Source organism: Flavonifractor sp. An4 (genome assembly GCF_002161755.1).
Classification (GTDB): domain Bacteria; phylum Bacillota; class Clostridia; order Oscillospirales; family Oscillospiraceae; genus Flavonifractor; species Flavonifractor avicola.
Genome location: NZ_NFIL01000007.1, coordinates 60,472 through 79,312 on the forward strand (window position 1 = coordinate 60,472; position 18,841 = coordinate 79,312).

Consider the following 18,841-nt stretch of genomic DNA (forward strand, 5'->3'; position numbering starts at 1 on the left):
GCGCTTTTTGTAGAAATCTTATTCCGCCGGAGCAGGGGAGGGAGAAGCTTCCCCGGTATCGGTCCCCTCCTGAGGAGCGGGAGTGACGATCGGCGAGGGAGCGGGCTGGGCCGCTCCGTCCAGAGTGATGGTGGAGCCATCCAGAATGGAGGAGGTCTCCCCGTCAATGGCGGGGGTGTGCTGGATAGTCACCTGGTCGCCCACATTGAGAATGACAGCCAGGGGATTCTGAGCGGCAGAGATGGCGTAGTAGGTGGGATCGCCCTCCAGCTGAATGAAGTAGTAGGAGTTGCCCTCCATGACTGCCGAGCGGATGTCGCTGATGACGCCGGAGACCTCAGTGCGTGGGGTGTCCTCCGGGGTGGTGATACCCTTGTTGTTGAGCAGCTTGATATACTCCTGCTCACAGGCCGACACGGTGGAGCCGGTGGCCACCACCTGATACTGGGCCACGTTGACCATGGCGTAGCTCTTCACCAGATTGGTGGCGTCCTTCAGGGGAATGAAATAGGTGGGCTCCCCGGCGATGTTAAGCAGCAGCGGGGAGGTAGCGGTGTATTTCAGGTCCTGCACCACGCCCTCGGCGGAGGACATGGCCGCCGCCTCGGTGGCGCCGGGGGCGGAGTAGAACTTGGTCTCCTTGGTACGCTGATTGGACAGCAGGAAGCCCAGGTTGGACTGGTCGGCATTGGCGGAGGTAACGCCGGTGTACATATACACGTCGTCGTTGAGGGCAATATAGTTGGAGCCGCTGGTGGTGATGGTCACGTCCCGCTGGCCGAAGATGGAGTTGATGAAGCCGTTGACCAGGGTGCCATGATAGTCATACTGCTGCATGATCAGCTCAGGGGTAAACACGTTGTCCACCCAGCTGGGGATATCGGCCAGCTCATAGTAGGTGCATTCGCCGGTGATGGCGTCCACCAGCACCGCACCCTGGATATCGTCACCGCCGAACAGGCCGATGGTCTTGACAATGCGGGGGGCGATCCAGTAGGGGCGGCCCTCCTCGTCGATCTCAAACTGAGGCGTGCCAAAGATAAAGGTAGGGTAGTTGAAGCGCAGGTGGCGCTCGATGTTGCGGTTAAGGGGCTCAGAGAAGGAGTATTTCATGCCCTCCTCCAGCCGGACCACCGTGGCCTCCTGGGTAACCATGTCCACCATCACATAGGCGGGCAGACCGGTACCTCGATTGGTAAACCATTTGAACAAGTCGGCGTAGGCGATGGGAGCCACACGGACGGGCCGGCCCTGGTAGTTGATCTGGGTGGAGTCAAAGGAATATTCAAACTGACTCACCATATCGCTGAGGGTACCCATCTGGCGGTCGCTGAGGTATTCGGCGGAGGACTCGTCCAGGGTGGGAATCTCGTTGAAGGAGATCTCGGCGATGTCGGTGGCAAAGTTGCCGTCCTCCACGGTGAGCAGATCACGGTAGGCCCCGGCCCGGAAGATAGGCAGGGAAATGAGGGTGCCCACGATGCCGATGGCGATGAGAACCAGCAGCAGGATGCCGGCCGGCAGACAGCGGGATTTGATGAAGCGCAGGTAGTCCTTGGGCCCACTGCCGTCCCGGATCAGGTCCATGCCGGAGGTGAGGATGGAGGTGACCACAAATACGATACACAACACGGCGATAAAGACATAAAAATCGCCGGACTGGGGATTGATAGGGGGCAGAGCCACATAGAAATAGACCAAGCCGATCAAAATGGTGAGTACAATACAGAGCACCAGTTTTCCGGACTTGCTTTTGGGCCCATGGGCCTTTTTGGCCGGTTGCTGTTCCATGAACGTTTCTCCTTTAGGCAATTCGACATTTTTTTCAGTATCAGAAGGGACTGATAAAGGTAGTATAGCCCATAGTGGTGGAAAAGGCAACTGAACAGGCATTAAATTTCCATAAAATGAGTGGAAAAACCTGCCGGAGCAGAGGGAGAAAGGAAGCAAAACTTCGTACAAAATCCCATTGACGACAAACTTTACATTCGATATACTTAGACAGGACATTGTAAAGAAACTGAAAAAGAAATATAAAAAAAGAGGAGAAAAAACGTGGGAAACATAAGCATCCTTCTGGGGCTGCTGGGCGGCCTGGCCTTGTTCCTCTACGGTATGCAGATGATGAGTTCCGGCCTGGAGGCCGCAGCTGGCAACCGTATGAAGCGCATCCTTGAGCGACTGACTTCCAACCGTTTCCTTGGCGTCCTGGTGGGCGCGGTGATCACTGCGGTGATCCAATCTTCTTCCGCCACAACAGTCATGGTGGTGGGCTTCGTTAACTCCGGCATGATGACCCTGCGGCAGGCTGTGTGGATCATTATGGGCGCCAATATCGGTACCACCATTACCGGCCAGCTCATCGCCCTGGACGTGGGCGCCATGGCACCCCTGTTCGCCTTTGTGGGTGTGGCCATGGTGGTGTTCCTGAAGAAACCCCAGATCCACCACTACGGCAACATCCTGGCCGGTCTGGGCGTACTCTTCATCGGCATGGAGATGATGAGCTCCTCCATGGAGCCCCTGCAGGAGTGGCCCGCCTTCGTGGATGTGGTCAGCACCTTCTCCAACCCTCTGATCGGTATTCTGGTGGGCACCCTCTTCACCGCCCTCATCCAGTCCTCCTCTGCTTCGGTGGGTATTCTGCAGGCCCTGGCGGTCAGCGGAGTCATCGGCCTGGACAGCGCTGTGTATGTTCTGTTCGGCCAGAACATCGGTACCTGCATCACTGCCGTGCTGGCCTCCATCGGCACCAGCCGCAACGCCAAGCGCACCACGGTGATCCACCTGATGTTCAACCTGTTCGGTACGGTGCTCTTTACCACCATGTGTATCCTGACGCCGCTGACCGACTTCATGGTGAGCCTGACCCCGAATTATCCGGCGGCCCAGATCGCCAATATGCACACCCTCTTTAACGTTGTCACCACCATTCTGCTGTTGCCCCTCGGCAACGGGCTGGTGAAGCTGGCCATGTTCATCCTGCCCGACCGGAGTGAGAGCGGCGAGGAGGGAATGCACCTGGCCTACCTGGTGCCCAACCCCACCCACACCAAGCAGGAGCACCCCATCGGTTTTTCCGCCATGTATATCACCCAGCTGCGGCAGGAGCTGAACCGGATGCTGGGGATGGCTCGGGAAAACATCGCCACCTGCTTCCAGGCGGTGCTGGATGTGGACCCCAAGAAAATGGAAGGTGCCGAGGCCACCGAGGACTATCTGGACTACCTGAATAAGGAGATCTCCCAGTATATCTCCCAGGTTATCGTCCATGAGACCAACGAGCAGGATTCCACCGCCGTCAGCGCCTACTTCAAGATCACCGGCAACATTGAGCGCATCGGCGACCATGCCATGAACATCTGCGAGTATACCCAGATGATGCATGATAAGAACATCCAATTCTCTCCCGAGGCCCGGGAAGAGATTAAGCGGATGGAGCAGGTCAGCCTGGAGGCCCTGGATCTCCTGGGACAGGAGGTTACCGATCCCACTAAGTGGCTGACCAAGGTGTCCGCCCTGGAGCAGCGGATGGACGACATGACTGAGGAATACCGCCGCAACCAGCTCAAGCGGATGCGGAAGGGAAGCTGCTCCGACGAGGCCTGCATTATCTTCTCCGAACTGCTCACCGACTTTGAGCGTATCGGCGACCACGCCCTGAACATTGCTCAGGAGCGGGCCTCCATTTCCTCCGACGCCACCGGCGTTTAAACCAAACCAAAACTCCCCCCGGTTCAACCTTTGAGCTGAACCGGGGGGAGTTTGTTTTATTAAGATAGTGGGGTGCGAAGAACCCTGCGGCTGGCGCCAAGAGCCAGAAAGAGGGTAAGCAGCTCTGTGACCGGGAAAGCCAGCCAGATCCCGGTGACCCCCAACAGCCATGCCAGCAAAAGTACCAGCGCGGCAATGCCTATGCCTCCCCGGAACAGGGACAGGAGAAAGGAGGCACGGGGCTGCTCCACAGCACCCAGGAAGGAGGCGGCAATGATGTTGGGCCCGGCAAAGAGAAAGCCCCAGAAATAGATCCGCAGCCCGCTTACTGCCAGCCGGGCCAGTTCCGGGTCGCCATCCCGGTTGAACAGGGCTGCCAGGGGTTCGGCCCCGAATTGAGCGATGAGGGCCAAGGCCAGACCCACCAGACAGGAGACCAGCAGGGCCAGACGGCAAAGCTGACGGACGGTGTGATGGTCTCCCCGACCGTAGGACTGACTGATGAGAGGCTGGGCCCCCTGGGACAGGCCGGTAAACAGAGCCAGAGCCATGAGCGCCAGATTGGCCACCACGCCGTAGGCTGCCACCCCAACCGTACCGGCAGCCCGGAGCATCAGGGTGTTGTAGAGGGCCAGCACCATGCAGGAGGTAAACTCATTGAGAAAGGCGGCGCTGCCCAGGCCTGCCGCGTCGGCCAGGGACCGGGCCGGGTTGGCGGGCCGGCTCAGCCGGTACTGATTCCGACCAGTGAGGCTGTGGAGAGAGGAGAGACACAGCCCGATTACCGGAGCGGTGCCGGTGGCCAGAGCCGCGCCGAAGATACCCATATTCAGAGGATAGAGGAAGAGGTAGTCCAGGGCAATGTTGGCCAGGCTGCCAGCCAGCATGGCAGTCATGGCCAGCTTGGGATTGCCGTCATTGCGGACAAAGCACACCATCACATGGTTGAGGAGAAAACAGGGAGAGAAGAGGAGTACCGTGCGCAGATAGACAGTGCACAGAGGTAGTGTGTCGGTATTAGCCCCCAGCAGCAGAGCGATGGGCCGGGCACAGAAGGCTCCCAGCAGAGCCAGGATGATCCCCAGCCCCAGCCCGGTGAGCAGGGACAAGGTAAAGGTGCGGTTGCCCCGGTCCTCATCCCCCTGATACCGGCAGATGGAGTAGCGGGTGGCGCCCCCGATGCCCAGCAGGATGCCCAGTCCGTTGATGAGCCCGAAAATGGGAATAGCCAGATTGAGGGCGGCCAGTCCGTCGGAGCCCAGCCGGTTGGCCACAAAAAAGGTGTCCGCCATGATGTAGCCGGACAGGCCAAGGGCCCCCAGCATATTTAAGGAGATGTACTTGAAAAAAGTCCGCCGCATGGTTTGTCCTCCCGGGTGCAAATGAAAAACGTGCCTGAGTATATTCCTTCAAAGACCTACGGAATATACTCAGGCACGTTGCCTCGCCCATCCGGTGACGGGCGTCATGCACATGGTTTACTTGTGGATAAGAGCATACCAGAAGAGCGGAATCCTGTCAAGCTTGGGAAAGGTTACTGGGACAGCTTTTCCCGCAGCACCTGGTTGACCACCGCCGGGGCGGCCTGGCCCTTAAGCTGCCGCATGACCTGGCCCACCAGGAAGCCGAAGGCCTTTTCCTTACCGGATTTGAAGTCCTCCACCGACTTCTGGTTGGCGGCCAGCACCTGTTCCACCACGGCGGTCACCAGTCCGGCGTCGGACACCTGGGCCAGACCATGTTCCTTAATATAAGCATCCACGTCGCCGTTGTCGGCAAAGACGGCTTCAAAGACCTTGACGGCGGTGTTGCGGTTGAGCTTGCCATCTTGAACCAGGGCGATGAGCTTGGCCAGGGTGGCGGGGGTCAGCTTCATGTCCTTGGCCTCCAGGCCGTGGGCGGACAGCTGCCCCAGTACCTGGCCCATGATCCAGTTGGAGGCCTGCTTGGGATCGGCTCCCAGGGCAACCACTTCTTCAAAAAAGTCAGCCAGAGCCTTCTGGGAGGTGAGCATCTCAGCGTCGTAGGCGGGCAGCCCCCAGTCCCGCTGATATCGCTCCCGCTTGGCCTCGGCCAGCTCAGGCTGGGCGGCCCGAAGGCCCTCGATATATTCGTCGGACAGCTCCAGCGGCGGAATGTCCGGCTCGGGGAAGTAGCGGTAATCCTGGGCGTTCTCCTTGGAGCGCATGGCGTAGGTGGCGTCCTTGTTCTCATCCCAGCGGCGGGTCTCCTGGACCACCCGCTTGCCTTCCTCAATGAGCTCGATCTGCCGCCGGGCCTCATAGGCGATGGCCCGGGAGATGGCCTTGAAGGAGTTCAGGTTTTTCATCTCGGTGCGGGTGCCGAACTCTGTGGACCCGGCGGGACGCACCGACAGGTTCACGTCGCACCGCAGGGAGCCCTCCTGCATCTTGCAGTCGGACACACCCAGGTATTGCAGGGTGGAGCGCAGCTTCTCCAGGTAGGCGATGACCTCCTCAGCCGAGCGGAAGTCGGGCTCGGTGACAATCTCAATGAGGGGCACGCCGCAGCGGTTGTAGTCCGCCCGGGTCTGGTCCAGCCAGGGGTCGTGGACCAGCTTGCCCGCGTCCTCCTCCATATGCAGCTCGTGGATGCGGATGGTTTTGCCTTCCCCGATGTCCACTTTGCCGTCGTGGCAGATGGGCAGGTAGAGCTGGGAGATCTGATAGGCTTTGGGCAGGTCAGGGTAGAAGTAGTTCTTCCGGTCAAAGCGGCTGAAACGGCTGATCTCGCAGTTCAGAGCCAGACCGGCCTTTACCGCAAATTCCAGTACCTTTTCGTTGAGCACCGGCAGGGTGCCCGGCATACCGGTACACACCGGGCAGCAGTGGGTGTTGGGCGCGCCGCCGAATTGGGTGGTGCAGGAGCAAAAAATCTTGGTCTTGGTGGCCAGCTCCACATGGGTCTCCAGACCGATGACGGTTTCCCAGGTCATTGGACGTCGCCTCCTTTGGGGCTTTTCTTGTGCCAGCCGGTGTCCAGCTGGAAGGCATGGGCGGCGTTGAGCACCCCGCCGTCGCCCAGGGCGGGACCGATGAGCTGGGCGCCGATGGGCATACCCTTGCTGTCAAAGCCGCAGGGCATGGACAGGGCGGGCAGGCCCGCCAGGTTGACCGACACGGTGTAGATGTCGCTAAGGTACATCTTCAGGGGATCGGTGAGGCTCTCCCCCAGCTTGGGGGCGGTGGTGGGGGCCACCGGGGTAAGGAGCAGATCATACTTGGTAAAGGCCTCATCAAAGGCCTTCTTGATGAGGGCTTTGACCTGGAGGGCCTTTTTGTAGTAGGCGTCGTAGTAGCCGGAGGACAGCACGAAGGTGCCCAGCAGGATGCGCCGCTTCACCTCGGAGCCGAAGCCCTGGGTACGGGTCTTGCAGTAGAGGTCGGTGAGATCCCCGTAGTCCTCAGCCCGCCATCCGTACTTGACTCCGTCGAACCGGGACAGGTTGGAGCTGGCCTCGGCGCAGGCGATGATATAGTAGGTGGGTACCACGTATTCCATCACCGGCAGGGCAAATTCCTCCACCTCGGCCCCACGGGCCTTCAAAACCTCGGCGGCGGCCAGCACGGCGGCGCGCACTTCTGGGTCCAGGCCTTCGCCGAAGCAGTCTGCCGGCAGGCCAATCTTCTTGCCATTCAGGTCGCCGGTGAGGGAGGAGAGGAGCCCCCCGGCGGGGGCGTCCAGGCTGGTGCCGTCCCGGGGGTCCTTGCCCTGGATGAGATCCAGCACCGCCGCGCAGTCGGCAGCGGACCGGGCGATGGGGCCCATCTGGTCCAGGGAGGAGGCGTAGGCAATGAGGCCGTACCGGGACACGGTGCCGTAGGTGGGCTTCATGCCGGTGACGCCGCAGTAGGCGGCGGGCTGGCGGATGGACCCGCCGGTGTCCGAGCCGATGGCGTACCACACCTCACCAGCTGCCACGGCGGCGGCAGCGCCGCCGGAGGAGCCACCAGCTGCCCGGGTCAGATCCCAGGGGTTTTTCACTGGGCCGTAGTGGGAGGTCTCAGAGGTGGAGCCCATGGCGAACTCGTCCATGTTCAGCTTGCCCATGGAGATTGCCCCGGCGGCGGACAGACGCTCCACCACAGTGGCGTCATAGCAGGGGACAAAGCCCTCCAGGATCTTGGAAGCGCAGGTGGTGGCCACACCCTTGGTACAGATGTTATCCTTGTAGGCCATGGGCACCCCGGCCAGAGGGGAGGCAGACAGGTCGGCCGCCGGGAAGACGGGGCCGTCCACCGTGACAAAGGCGTTGTTGCCCGGCTGGGCGGCGTGAATACGGGAGAGGGCGGCCTCCACCGCCTCCTGCTGGGTTACCTCGCCGGTGCGGAGCTTTTGCTCCAGCTCCAGGGCAGTCAGTTCATACAGTTCCATGTGTGCCACCTCACTCTACCGCCTTGGGGACCAGAAAGGTCTCGCCGTCCCCGGCGGGAGACCCAGCCAGCAGGGTCTCCCGGTCGTAGGACGGGACCACCTCGTCGGCGCGCAACACGTTTTTCAGGGGGAAAATGTGGCTCAGGGGCTCCACATCGGTGGTATCCAGGGTGTTGAGTACATCCATATAGGCCACGATGCGTTCCAGTTCCGCAGTCATGGCGGTTTTCTCCTCCGCCGGCAGCTGGAGCCGGGAGAGCTGGGAGATATAGTCGACCATATCTTCGGTGATTTTCATGTTCAATCCTCCTTACGGTTCCAGTCGGGTGCGGTCTCTGGGGAACAGACAGGCCCGGCGGACGTTGTCCAGGCCGCACAGCTGCATGGTCAGCCGTTCCAGGCCGATGCCCAGTCCGCCGTGGGGGGGCATCCCGTGCTTGTGGATCATGAGATAGCTTTCAAACTCTGCCGGGTCCATGTCCCGGGCCTCCATCTTGGCCACCTGGGCGGCGTAGTCGTGGATGCGCTGACCGCCGGTGGTCACCTCAAGACCCCGGAAGAGCAGGTCGAAGGACAGGGTGAAGCGGGGATCATCAGGGTCGTCCATGGCGTAGAAGGGACGCTTCTTGCTGGGGTAGTGGGTGACGAACACAAAATCGCTGCCCCATTCCTCCTTGGCGTACTTGCCGATGGCGTGCTCCTCCTCCGGCTCCAGATCGAAGGGGTCCCGGATCTGGTAGCCGTACTTCTCCGCCGCCAGCCGCTTGATCTCGTCAAAGCGGACGGCTGGAATTTGGGAGGTGTCGGGCAGTTCCATCCCCAGCAGATCCAGTTCAGCAGAATACTCTTTCTTCAGCAGCTCCATCAGGTGCTGGAGGAAGCCCTGCTCCATCTCCATGATCTCGGTGAAGGACTGGATATAGCCCATCTCGAAGTCCAGAGAGGTGTACTCGTTCAGGTGCCGCTGGGTGGAATGCTTTTCCGCCCGGAACACGGGAGCCACCTCGTATACCCGCTCGAAGGCCCCCACCATGGTCTGCTTGTAGAACTGGGGGGACTGGGCCAGGAAAGCCTTTTTGCCGAAGTAATCCAGGCGGAAGATGTTGGACCCGCCTTCGGCTCCGGCGTGGACGATCTTGGGGGTGTGGATTTCAGTAAAGCCCTCGCCCTGGAGGTAGTCCCGGAAGGCCCGGCCGATAGCGGCCTGGATGCGGAACACCGCCCGTTCCTTGGGGGCTCTCAGCACCACCGGCCGCAGACCCAGCTCGGTGTCCAGATTCAGATCCAGCTTTTTCTTGGACAGCGGCACCGGAAGAGGAGCGGCGGGGCGGGACAGGACGGTGAGGCTGGCGTCGGTCAACTCTTTCCCGCCGGGAGCCCGGGGTTCGATGCGCCACATACCGGCGGCGGTGACGGCGCACTCCTCGGTGGCCCCGTCCAGGGCGTCCTTTTGGGTGCAGACACACTGGACCAGACCGGTGCGGGTGCGCAGGGTGACGAAGGTGATGCCGCCCATGTCCCGCAGGGCATAGACCGCGCCGTGGATGGTGACGGGCTGGTTATTCCGGCCCTCCACCGCTTTGTCGATTTGTTTTGCCAGGAATACCATACCGTTCACAACCTTTCTTGTTTGAAAAAAATAAAAAAAGTCCCGAAGTCGATCAAAACGACTTCGGGACGGAAAAACTCCGCGGTACCACCCGTAGTTGCCCCATCACCCTTGATGGAGCCACTTGGAACTCTTAACGCGAGTAATACGGACGAACCTACCTCCCAAACGGGGCTCGGCACGCCAGCTCAAAAGTGTTGCGCCATCCCATCCTGCCGGACCGGGCTCTCAGTCGGTGACCCGGATTCTCTGTCGGCTCTCACGGGCGGCGGTCTTTGTCGCAGCCTTTATGGGCGTAGTATATGCGCTTTTGCGTGGAAAAGCAACTGTGAATTTTGACAAAATCTGCCCTAGGCAAGGAGGGCGGCCCTATGTTACAATGGGGAAAATCCTCGAAGAAAGGGGGCGGAGGACACGAAAAACTGGGACGAGCTCTATGCCGAATGTATGGACTGCCGCAAGTGCTCCCTGGCCGATACCCGGCACAACGTGGTCTTTGGCGAGGGCGCCCGGGACGCGGAGGTCATGTTCATCGGCGAGGGGCCCGGTGAGCAGGAGGACCTGACCGGACGGCCCTTTGTGGGCCGGGCGGGCCAGCTGCTGGACGATATGCTGGAGATGATCGACCTGCGCCGGGAGAAGGTGTTCATCGGCAATATGGTCAAGTGCCGTCCGCCGGGAAACCGGGACCCGCTGAACATTGAGCAGGAGGCCTGCATCGGTTACCTGCGCAATCAGGTGGCCCTGATCCGGCCCAAAATCATCGTCTGCCTGGGGCGCATCGCCGCCATTCGGCTGATGAAAGACGACTTCAAGATCACCCGGGAGCACGGACAGTGGATGGAGAAGGCCGGGGTGTGGATGATGGCCATGTTCCACCCTTCCGCTCTGCTGCGGGACCCCTCCAAGCGGCCTGAAAGCTTTGTGGATCTAAAGACCCTCCAGGCCAAGATCCGGGAGATCTGCAACCATACCTACGACTGAAGAACGGGACCTGCCTAAGGCAGGTCCCAATTTTTTATTCGTTTTTTATCACAGAAGGCAAAGGGAGCGTTATGGTTCACTCCGTCTCCGGCACATATTCCAGAATATCCCCGGGCTGGCAGTCCAGGGCCTTGCAGATGGCCTCCAGGGTGGTAAAGCGGACCGCCCGGGCGTGGTTGTTTTTCAAAATGGACAGGTTGGCCAGGGTGACATCCACCTTGGCGGACAGCTCATTGAGGCTCATCTTCCGCTTGGCCATCATCACATCCAGATTCACAACGATGGGCATGGGAACACCTCCTCAGATGGTCAGGTCGTTTTCCGCCTTCATCTCCGCCGCCTGGCGGAAGAGGGCGGATATGACCAGACAGAGCAGCCCGGCCAGAAAGAAGAGCGGAACAAAGAGTGTATTATAGCTGAACAGAGGCGCGATGGATTGGGCATAGCAGATCCTCCAGATTACACGCACCAGGGCGGCCCCGGAAATCAGAAAGCAGAGGACCGCCGACCCCAAAAGGCTTTTGGCATTTTCCAGGCAGAAGGGAGTACCTTTGAGGACAGTGCCCAGCACCCGGCGGCCCTGCCACAGGATGGCCGCTGTACAGGCGCCGCAGAAGAGTAGAAAACCAGACAAAACATCCGCCTGGATGCCGTTGCGCCCCCACATGGACCAGCCGCCGATGAGCAGCATATGCAGGGTATCGTCGATGTCATAGTCCCACCACGCCGCGAGCACCTGCTGTGAGCCGATGTGTACCAGCCCGGGCACCATGATAAGTGCAATGAGATTGCATACAAAAGTGATGGTAACCAGTATTGTCAGCACATGGGCCAGTTTCTGCACGCCGGTTCTCTCCATAACCACGCCTCCTTTGGCATCACTGTACCACGGAACACATTGCTTGTAAATGCGTTTTTATCGTTTTTCAATATAACGACGGGGCTTGTAACGTTTTGCGGAGCAAAAACGTGTATTCTATAGAAACAGAGAAAGGAGAGTGGGCTATGGATCGGGAGGAAGCCGCCCGGCTGGTGGAGCAGTACAGCCCGGCGGTATACCGGCTGGCCTACGCCCGGACGGGCAGCCGGGAGGATGCGGAGGATATCACCCAGGAGACCTTTCTGCGGTTGGTGCGGGCGGCCCCTGTTTTTCGGGATGGGGAGCATTGCAAGGCCTGGCTGCTGCGGGTAGCCGCCAACTGTGCGGGAGATCTGCACCGCTCCCCCTGGCGCAGGCGTGCGGTGCCGTTGGAGGAGGCGGGGCAAATGGCCGCGCCGGAGCCACCGGAGGAGCAGGGCATGGAGACCGCCATTCTGACGCTGCCGGAGGACTACCGGGTGGTGGTCCATCTCTATTACTACGAGGAGCTGAGTACCGCGGAGATCGCCAAGGTGCTGGGCAAGCGGGAGGGGACCATCCGTACCCGTCTGAGCCGGGCCCGGGCTATGCTGCGGGAGGACTTACAGGAGGGGGAAACGCCATGCTGAAGCAGGATTATCAGACCTGGATGGACCAGGTGGAGCCGGATCAGGACTTTCAGGCCCGGCTGACGGAGGCCATGACATCAGAACCGGTAAAAACCCCTAGACATACGTTCCGGGTGCTTGTGGCGGCGGCAGTGATGTGCGGTGCGCTTGTGGTGTCGGCGTTGGCGCTATCCCCCGACCTGCGGCAGACCCTCAGCGGGATACTGGAGGGATACACCCCCCACAGCCAGACAGTGGAGGGGGTATCGGTTACTGACCAAGGGGTGAAGGTGGAAATAGTGGCCGCCCTCACCGACGCCGCCGGTGGCACCGCCTATCTGGAGGTCACCGACCTGGAGGGAGACCGGATCGGACCGGATACCACCCTGGCCGGCGGGGAAGAACCCCTGGCCTACGACAGCGAGAGCAGCACTGCCCTGTATGCCTGGGAACTGGACCGGGGGGGCCTTTGGGAGGACGGCACGGTGGAGGTGTCGCTGTCTGGGTTCTGGCCGGGCCAGGTGCGGCAGGGCGGCATTGAGCTGCCATGGGAGGAATTTGCCTCCTTTGAGACGCTGGCTTCCACCGCTGTGACTGGCGCAGACGGGACCGCCCTTACCGCTCTGGTACCAGAGCAGACCCATATGGCCCTGGAGGGCACCGACGATGTGTGGATCTCCTCAGTGGGCTATGATCGGGGCGGGCACTTCCACATCCAGTTCGGCCTGTCGGAGGCTGTGACCCATCTGGAGGAGGCGGAAATCCTGTCCGCCGACCTAACGGACATCCACTATGTGGTGCTGGAGGGTGGACGGTATATCGATTGGTACTGGAAGGAGAGCGGGGAGCTGGCCCTGGAGGAACTGCCGGAGATGATTTCCGCCTCCTACTGGACCGGGACGGCCATTCAGGGTGACTGGACCCTTCGCTTTGAGCCGGAGCTGCTGCCCCAGCGCACGGTGGCCCTGAGCCAAAGACAGGAGGGCCTGCGCCTGGAGCAGGTGGAGCTGACCGCCATGTCCCTCAGCCTGCGGGTGGGCTTTGAGCACCCGGAACTGGGCGTGGACGGCGGGGCCTACCTGGGTACCCGTTCCACGCTGCTCCAGCTGAAGAACGGCGAACAGGTGGCCCTGGCCTTTGACCAGCGGTATCAGCTGTTCCAGAGCGAGGATGGCAGCCTGCACACCATTCTGGATCAGACCAGCCCCGGTGGGGAGCGGTATGGCGCCCTCTATGTCTGGATCTTACCGGAGGCTATCGAACCTGATCTGGTGGAGGGCTTGTGGTTGGGCGAGACGTATCTCCCGCTGCGTGAGGCTTGATTGGGACGTAAAAACCATCAGGCCCCGCCGTATTTTACGGCGGGGCCTGATGGTTTTTCTTGCATTGATGTTGTATTTCTAGTATAATATGCTGGATTATGGAGGCGGTGGATGCCGCCAGGATATGATACGAGGAAGTGCAGTCAATGAAGTACGATTTTGCTGCCATCGAGCCCAAGTGGCAGAAAAAATGGGCAGAGGAAAAAACCTTCCACTGTGAAAACCACAGTGATAAACCCAAGTTTTACGGCCTGGTGGAGTTCCCCTATCCCTCCGGACAGGGTCTGCACGTAGGCCACACCCGCCCCTATACCGCCATGGACGTGGTGGCCCGCAAGCGCCGTATGGACGGCTACAATGTGCTGTTCCCCATGGGCTATGACGCCTTCGGCCTGCCCACCGAGAACTACGCCATCAAGAACCACATCCACCCCGCCAAGGTGACCCACGATAATATTGAGAACTTCACCAAGCAGCTGCATATGCTGGGCTACTCCTTCGACTGGGACCGGGTCATCAACACCACTGATCCCAGCTATTACAAGTGGACTCAGTGGATCTTCCTGCAGCTCTGGAAGCACGGCCTGGCCTACAAGACCACCATGCCCGTGAACTGGTGTACCTCCTGCAAGTGCGTGCTGGCCAACGAGGAGGTTGTGGACGGCGTGTGTGAGCGCTGCGGCGCTCCCGTGGTCCGCAAGGAGAAGAGCCAGTGGATGCTCAAGATCACCGAGTACGCCCAGCGCCTCATTGACGATCTGGACGACCTGGACTTCATCGAGCGGGTCAAGACCCAGCAGAAGAACTGGATCGGCCGCTCCACCGGCGCCGAGGTCACCTTCAAGGCCACCACTGGCGAGGACATCGTGGTGTTCACCACCCGGCCCGACACCCTGTTCGGCGCCACTTATATGGTTCTCTCTCCCGAGCACGCCCTGGTGAAGGGCTGGCTGGAGAGCGGCAAGCTGGCCAACGCCGACGATGTGCGTGCCTATCAGGCCGCCGCCGCCTCCAAGTCCGACCTGGAGCGCACCGAGCTGAACAAGGAAAAGACCGGTGTTTGCCTGGACGGCGTGAAGGGCATCAACCCGGTCAATGGCAAGGAGATCCCCATCTTTATCTCCGACTATGTGCTCTCCACCTACGGCACCGGCGCCATCATGGCCGTGCCCGCCCACGACGACCGTGACTGGGAGTTTGCCAAGAAGTTCGGCTGTGAGATCATCGAGGTGGTCTCCGGCGGCGAGGACGTGCAGAAGGCTGCCTTCACCGCCAAGGACGAGACCGGCATCCTGGTCAACTCCGAGTTCCTCAATGGCCTGACCGTGAAGGACGCCATCCCCGTCATTACCAAGTGGCTGGAGGAGAAGGGCATCGGCGAGGCCAAGGTCAACTACAAGCTGCGTGACTGGGTGTTCTCCCGTCAGCGTTACTGGGGCGAGCCCATCCCCATGGTGTACTGTGAGAAGTGCGGCTGGCAGCCCATTTCCGAGGATCATCTGCCCCTGCTGCTTCCCGATGTGGACTCCTACGAGCCCACCGACGACGGCGAGTCCCCCATCTCCAAGATGACCGACTGGGTCAACACCACCTGCCCCCACTGTGGCGGCCCCGCCAAGCGGGAGACCGACACCATGCCCCAGTGGGCAGGCTCCTCCTGGTACTTCCTGCGCTATATGGACCCCCACAACGACAAGGCCCTGGCCTCCAAGGAGGCTCTGGAGTACTGGAGCCCTGTGGACTGGTACAACGGCGGCATGGAGCACACCACCCTGCACCTGCTGTACAGCCGGTTCTGGCATAAGTTCCTCTACGACATCGGCGTGGTGCCCACCAAGGAGCCCTACCAGAAGCGCACCTCTCACGGCATGATCCTGGGCGAGGGCGGCGAGAAGATGTCCAAGAGCCGCGGCAACGTGGTTAACCCCAACGACGTGGTGGCCCAGTACGGCGCCGATACCATGCGCACCTATATCATGTTCATCGGCGACTTTGAGAAGGCCGCCTCCTGGAGTGACAACGCCGTTAAGGGCTGTAAGCGCTTCCTGGACCGTGTGTGGAACCTGTCCGAGAACCTGACCGACTCCATGGAGTACTCTGCCGCCAACGAGAGCGCTATCCACAAGACCATCAAGAAGGTGGCCGACGACATCGAGGCCATGAAGTTCAACACCGCCATTGCCGCCCTGATGGCTCTGGTCAACGACTTCTATGCCAACGGCTGCTCCAAGGGCGAGTACAAGACTCTGCTGCTGCTGCTCTCCCCCTTCGCTCCCCACATGGTGGAGGAGCTGTGGGAGACCCTGGGCTTCAATGCCGGCGGTATGGCCTGCCAGCAGGCCTGGCCCTCCTACGACGAGAGCAAGACCGTGGCCGCCGAGGTGCAGATGGCCGTCCAGGTGTGTGGCAAGCTGCGCGCCACCGTCACCGTCCCCATGGACAGCGACGAGGCCACCGTGGTGGCTGCCGCTCTGGCCGATCCCAAGGTGCAGAAGTTTACTGAGGGCAAGAACCTGGTCAAGACCATCCTGGTGCCAAACAAGCTGGTCAATCTGATCGCAAAGTAAAAATCTACTCTTGACATTTCATTGGATATGGCATACAATGATTCTGTTAAAGCCATATCTATGTGTGGCCCTTTGGCGGTGGAACCCCGCCGCTTCGGAGGGAGGGGAAGTCAATGTCGGAAGTCCATGTGAAGGACGGCGAGTCCTTGGAGAATGCGCTGAAGCGTTTCAAGCGCAGCTGTGCCAAGTCTGGCGTTCTGGCCGAGGTTCGCAAGCGTGAGCACTACGAGAGCCCGAGCGTTAAGCGGCGCAAGAAGTCTGAGGCCGCCCGCAAGAACCGCAAGAAGTATTACTAATCCTACAGATTACAGGACCCCGCGCCTATGGCGCGGGGTCCTGTTGTATCTTTGCCTATCCTGCCAGAATATCCTCCAGCAGATCCTCAATTTGTGGATAGGACAGCACCGCCTGCCGGATGCCCAGTCCCCGGGCCACCTGCAATTTTTTGCGGATGGACCCGGCGTCGTCAAAGAGAACGAAATGAGCGCCGTTCTCCCGGGACATATAAGTAAAGTAGTGGGCGCACAGCTCGGTAGAGAAAAAGATGGAGGGACTGCGTTCGTCCATCAGCCGGCGCAGCTCCTCCTGGCTGAGAGGTTGCCCCTGACCGGAGGGGGAGGGGAGGTAGAAGTCCTCTGCCACCCGCTCTATGGCCAGGGCCACCCGGCCCTGGCCGTACCGCTGCGCCGCCTCCGCCAGCCGCTGGGCCAGAGAGCCGCCGGACAGGGCGGAGGAGATGAGCACTTTGGCGCTGTCGGCATAGCCGCCGTAGGTCTCGGTCACATAGAGAGGCCAGCCCCGCTTTTGGGTGAGACCGGCCAGGGTGCGGACGATTTCCGCCAGCAGGGGCATGGGACGGCCCTCAAAGTCACATAAGATGCCGTCATACCCCCGGGCGGAGCACTCCCGCAGAACCTCTTGACAGAAGGGCCCGGCCTCACCCCGGCCGTCAAAGCCCACGCAGTCCAGGGCCATCAGGCCGCCCCGGACGGATATGGGCATATTGGCCCGGAAGAGATGGGGGCCGCCCCCCACCCGATAGGCCGCATGGGCCACGGGAAGGCCAAACCGCAGAGCCGCCCGGCTGTGGGCGGGGGGTGCGGTGAGAATCAATGTGGAATTCAGCTGCATATCAGCTACCCCCTTGTCCAAGTTGTAAGAAGCGTGTATAATCAGCTTGTCGAAAAGGCTTTCCGACAAGCTGAAGCACGTTTTGAAACTTGAGCCAAGTTTCAAAACGTGTTTGATCGAACGCGAAAGACAACCCTGACGGTTTTCTTTCACACTATCTTTCCCTCCGAATCCTTTGCTCTGGAGGTTCTTTTCGATAGCCTGTACCATCCTATGCGGACCAGACTGCAAATAGACGAGGTGAAGCCATGCTGACGGCCCACTGGTCAGGAAAGACCATTTACGACATTGATCCCGCCGCGCTGGCCCGGCGGGGGGTCCGCCTGCTGCTGGCCGACCTGGACAACACCCTGGTGCCCTACGGGGTGCCCGAACCCACCCAGCAGGTGCGGGACTGGACGGCGGAACTGCAAAAGCATGGGGTCACCCTGTTCGTGCTGTCCAACAACCGGCATCCCCAGCGGCCGGAGCGGTTCTGCAAGGCCCTGGGCGTTCCTTACATCGGCCACGCCGGCAAGCCCAAGCCGGGCTCATTTTATCAGGCCATGGAGCAGATGGGCTGCACCCCGGAGCAGACCGCCATTGTGGGGGATCAGATTTTTACCGATATTCTGGGCGGCAGCCGGGCTGGTGTGACCACGCTGCTGGTGGAGCCTATCCGGCTGGCGGGCAATCCGGGGCGCTACCTGCGGTACGCCGCCGAGTGGCCCTTCCGCGCCCTGACAAAAAGGAGAGCAAAACCATTATGAGCGCTATCTTCGGACCGGCAGGTAATGCCGAGTCCTTTCCCTATAAATCCTCGGTGGACGCTCCCCGCTGGCTGGCGGGGCTGGGACTGGACTGCTACGAGTACCAGTGCGGCAAGGGCGTCAACGTAGGGGAAGCCACGGCCAGAAAGGTGGGGGAGGCGGCCAGGGAGGCGGGCATTGCCCTATCCCTCCACGCTCCCTATTTCATCAATCTGGCCAATCCCGATCCCGACAGCCTGCAAAAGACCATCGGCTATATCACAGCGGCCTGCCAGGCGGCAGACTGGATGGGCGCCACCCGGGTAGTTATTCACTCGGGTGCACTGATGAAGCGCACCCGGCGGGAGGCCCAGGACATCGCCCTGCACTCCCTGAAAGAGGTGGTGACTGCCTGCGACGCCGCCGGATTTGGACACATCACCCTCTGCCCCGAGACCATGGGCAAGATCAACCAGCTGGGGGACCTGGACGAGGTGCTGGAGCTGTGTACTCTGGATGAGCGGCTTACCCCCTGCGTGGATTTCGGCCACCTGTACGCCCGTACTCTGGGAGAGCTGGAGGGCTATGAGGCCTGCGTGAAAATGCTGGACCGCATCAAAGAGGTGCTGGGAGAGGAACGGGCCTCCCGTTTCCACAGCCACTTCTCCAAGATCCAGTTCACCCCCAACGGGGGAGAGAAGATGCACCTGACCTTCGATCAGGCGGACTTCGGGCCCGACCCGGAGCCTCTGATGACCGAGGTGGCCCGCCGGGGCTGGAGCCCTACTTTTATCTGCGAAAGTGCGGGTACCCAGGCGGAGGATGCGCTGACTATGAAGAAGCTGTACCAAGGCAGTCTGACCTGAACTTTGGCGCACTTTCGCAGGGGCCCCGCAGAGCGGGGCGGCGCGTTTGCGCCGAGCC

General features: G+C 60.7%; 17 protein-coding genes. 8 read left to right on the forward strand and 9 right to left on the reverse strand.

Going from position 1 to position 18,841, the window contains the following annotated elements; all coding sequences use genetic code 11:
- Positions 1-18: 18 nt before the first annotated feature.
- The gene (locus B5F94_RS05055; RefSeq protein ID WP_242965593.1) at positions 19-1,791 is read right to left on the reverse strand and encodes a CvpA family protein; all 1,773 of its coding nucleotides are present in this window, start codon (positions 1,789-1,791) and stop codon (positions 19-21) included.
- A gap of 264 nt (positions 1,792-2,055) precedes the next feature.
- Between B5F94_RS05055 and B5F94_RS05060 the strand changes: the two genes are divergently transcribed.
- Positions 2,056-3,714 (forward strand): Na/Pi cotransporter family protein, encoded by a 1,659-nt coding sequence (locus B5F94_RS05060; protein ID WP_087328369.1) that lies wholly within the window; start codon positions 2,056-2,058, stop codon positions 3,712-3,714.
- A gap of 59 nt (positions 3,715-3,773) precedes the next feature.
- On the opposite strand, the gene B5F94_RS05065 is transcribed toward B5F94_RS05060, so the two are convergent.
- The 5 genes from B5F94_RS05065 to aspS all read right to left on the reverse strand — a co-directional run bounded on the left by B5F94_RS05065 (position 3,774) and on the right by aspS (position 9,718).
- Positions 3,774-5,075, reverse strand: a complete 1,302-nt coding sequence (locus tag B5F94_RS05065) for an MATE family efflux transporter (protein WP_087328374.1) — start codon at positions 5,073-5,075, stop codon at positions 3,774-3,776.
- 173 nt (positions 5,076-5,248) lie between these two features.
- A complete protein-coding gene (gatB, locus tag B5F94_RS05070) occupies positions 5,249-6,670 on the reverse strand; it encodes an Asp-tRNA(Asn)/Glu-tRNA(Gln) amidotransferase subunit GatB (RefSeq protein WP_087328376.1) in 1,422 nt (473 codons plus the stop codon).
- The gene (gene gatA, locus B5F94_RS05075; protein WP_087328379.1) at positions 6,667-8,109 is read right to left on the reverse strand and encodes an Asp-tRNA(Asn)/Glu-tRNA(Gln) amidotransferase subunit GatA; all 1,443 of its coding nucleotides are present in this window, start codon (positions 8,107-8,109) and stop codon (positions 6,667-6,669) included. The genes gatB and gatA overlap by 4 nt, the downstream gene beginning before the upstream one ends.
- 10 nt (positions 8,110-8,119) lie before the next feature.
- Positions 8,120-8,407 (reverse strand): Asp-tRNA(Asn)/Glu-tRNA(Gln) amidotransferase subunit GatC, encoded by a 288-nt coding sequence (gene gatC / locus B5F94_RS05080; protein WP_087268720.1) that lies wholly within the window; start codon positions 8,405-8,407, stop codon positions 8,120-8,122.
- A 12-nt stretch (positions 8,408-8,419) separates the two neighbouring features.
- Positions 8,420-9,718, reverse strand: coding sequence for an aspartate--tRNA(Asn) ligase (gene aspS, locus B5F94_RS05085; protein ID WP_087328382.1), 1,299 nt, complete (start codon positions 9,716-9,718; stop codon positions 8,420-8,422).
- Positions 9,719-10,165: 447 nt separating this feature from the next.
- Between aspS and B5F94_RS05090 the strand changes: the two genes are divergently transcribed.
- The gene (locus tag B5F94_RS05090) at positions 10,166-10,702 is read left to right on the forward strand and encodes a uracil-DNA glycosylase (RefSeq protein WP_087268725.1); all 537 of its coding nucleotides are present in this window, start codon (positions 10,166-10,168) and stop codon (positions 10,700-10,702) included.
- Positions 10,703-10,778: 76 nt separating this feature from the next.
- On the opposite strand, the gene B5F94_RS05095 is transcribed toward B5F94_RS05090, so the two are convergent.
- Positions 10,779-10,991 (reverse strand): helix-turn-helix domain-containing protein, encoded by a 213-nt coding sequence (locus B5F94_RS05095; protein WP_087188564.1) that lies wholly within the window; start codon positions 10,989-10,991, stop codon positions 10,779-10,781.
- A gap of 12 nt (positions 10,992-11,003) precedes the next feature.
- Complete coding sequence (locus tag B5F94_RS05100; RefSeq protein ID WP_087328385.1) at positions 11,004-11,561, reverse strand: DUF2975 domain-containing protein; 558 nt, start codon at positions 11,559-11,561, stop codon at positions 11,004-11,006.
- Between the two features lie 146 nt (positions 11,562-11,707).
- Here B5F94_RS05100 and B5F94_RS05105 point away from each other — a divergent pair, with 146 nt between their 5' ends.
- The 4 genes from B5F94_RS05105 to rpsU all read left to right on the forward strand — a co-directional run bounded on the left by B5F94_RS05105 (position 11,708) and on the right by rpsU (position 16,354).
- Complete coding sequence (locus B5F94_RS05105) at positions 11,708-12,190, forward strand: RNA polymerase sigma factor (RefSeq protein ID WP_087328387.1); 483 nt, start codon at positions 11,708-11,710, stop codon at positions 12,188-12,190.
- Complete coding sequence (locus B5F94_RS05110) at positions 12,184-13,491, forward strand: DUF4179 domain-containing protein (protein WP_087328388.1); 1,308 nt, start codon at positions 12,184-12,186, stop codon at positions 13,489-13,491. Before B5F94_RS05105 ends, B5F94_RS05110 begins: the two co-directional genes overlap by 7 nt.
- Before the next feature lie 146 nt (positions 13,492-13,637).
- Positions 13,638-16,058 carry a leucine--tRNA ligase gene (gene leuS / locus B5F94_RS05115; RefSeq protein WP_087328392.1) on the forward strand — a complete coding sequence of 807 codons (2,421 nt, stop codon included), beginning with the start codon at positions 13,638-13,640 and terminating at the stop codon, positions 16,056-16,058.
- 113 nt (positions 16,059-16,171) lie between these two features.
- Positions 16,172-16,354, forward strand: a complete 183-nt coding sequence (rpsU, locus tag B5F94_RS05120; protein ID WP_009259223.1) for a 30S ribosomal protein S21 — start codon at positions 16,172-16,174, stop codon at positions 16,352-16,354.
- A gap of 55 nt (positions 16,355-16,409) precedes the next feature.
- Here the strand turns inward: rpsU and B5F94_RS05125 are convergent, their stop codons facing one another.
- Positions 16,410-17,189 carry a hypothetical protein gene (locus B5F94_RS05125; RefSeq protein WP_087328395.1) on the reverse strand — a complete coding sequence of 260 codons (780 nt, stop codon included), beginning with the start codon at positions 17,187-17,189 and terminating at the stop codon, positions 16,410-16,412.
- Positions 17,190-17,437: 248 nt separating this feature from the next.
- Here B5F94_RS05125 and B5F94_RS05130 point away from each other — a divergent pair, with 248 nt between their 5' ends.
- Positions 17,438-17,938 (forward strand): YqeG family HAD IIIA-type phosphatase, encoded by a 501-nt coding sequence (locus B5F94_RS05130; RefSeq protein ID WP_087328399.1) that lies wholly within the window; start codon positions 17,438-17,440, stop codon positions 17,936-17,938.
- A complete protein-coding gene (locus tag B5F94_RS05135) occupies positions 17,935-18,783 on the forward strand; it encodes a TIM barrel protein (protein ID WP_087328402.1) in 849 nt (282 codons plus the stop codon). The genes B5F94_RS05130 and B5F94_RS05135 overlap by 4 nt, the downstream gene beginning before the upstream one ends.
- The last annotated feature ends 58 nt before the right edge of the window (positions 18,784-18,841 follow it).

What these genes read in the sequence shown, in the direction of transcription:
- B5F94_RS05055 (WP_242965593.1), bottom strand. Translation starts at nt 1,791, where the DNA reads ATGGAACAGCAACCGGCCAAAAAGGCCCATGGGCCCAAAAGCAAGTCC.
- B5F94_RS05095 (WP_087188564.1), bottom strand. Translation starts at nt 10,991, where the DNA reads ATGCCCATCGTTGTGAATCTGGATGTGATGATGGCCAAGCGGAAGATG.
- gatA (WP_087328379.1), bottom strand. Translation starts at nt 8,109, where the DNA reads ATGGAACTGTATGAACTGACTGCCCTGGAGCTGGAGCAAAAGCTCCGC.
- leuS (WP_087328392.1), top strand. Translation starts at nt 13,638, where the DNA reads ATGAAGTACGATTTTGCTGCCATCGAGCCCAAGTGGCAGAAAAAATGG.
- aspS (WP_087328382.1), bottom strand. Translation starts at nt 9,718, where the DNA reads ATGGTATTCCTGGCAAAACAAATCGACAAAGCGGTGGAGGGCCGGAAT.
- gatC (WP_087268720.1), bottom strand. Translation starts at nt 8,407, where the DNA reads ATGAAAATCACCGAAGATATGGTCGACTATATCTCCCAGCTCTCCCGG.
- B5F94_RS05100 (WP_087328385.1), bottom strand. Translation starts at nt 11,561, where the DNA reads ATGGAGAGAACCGGCGTGCAGAAACTGGCCCATGTGCTGACAATACTG.
- B5F94_RS05125 (WP_087328395.1), bottom strand. Translation starts at nt 17,189, where the DNA reads ATGCAGCTGAATTCCACATTGATTCTCACCGCACCCCCCGCCCACAGC.
- B5F94_RS05090 (WP_087268725.1), top strand. Translation starts at nt 10,166, where the DNA reads ATGGACTGCCGCAAGTGCTCCCTGGCCGATACCCGGCACAACGTGGTC.
- B5F94_RS05105 (WP_087328387.1), top strand. Translation starts at nt 11,708, where the DNA reads ATGGATCGGGAGGAAGCCGCCCGGCTGGTGGAGCAGTACAGCCCGGCG.
- rpsU (WP_009259223.1), top strand. Translation starts at nt 16,172, where the DNA reads ATGTCGGAAGTCCATGTGAAGGACGGCGAGTCCTTGGAGAATGCGCTG.
- B5F94_RS05130 (WP_087328399.1), top strand. Translation starts at nt 17,438, where the DNA reads ATGCTGACGGCCCACTGGTCAGGAAAGACCATTTACGACATTGATCCC.
- B5F94_RS05110 (WP_087328388.1), top strand. Translation starts at nt 12,184, where the DNA reads ATGCTGAAGCAGGATTATCAGACCTGGATGGACCAGGTGGAGCCGGAT.
- B5F94_RS05135 (WP_087328402.1), top strand. Translation starts at nt 17,935, where the DNA reads ATGAGCGCTATCTTCGGACCGGCAGGTAATGCCGAGTCCTTTCCCTAT.
- B5F94_RS05065 (WP_087328374.1), bottom strand. Translation starts at nt 5,075, where the DNA reads ATGCGGCGGACTTTTTTCAAGTACATCTCCTTAAATATGCTGGGGGCC.
- gatB (WP_087328376.1), bottom strand. Translation starts at nt 6,670, where the DNA reads ATGACCTGGGAAACCGTCATCGGTCTGGAGACCCATGTGGAGCTGGCC.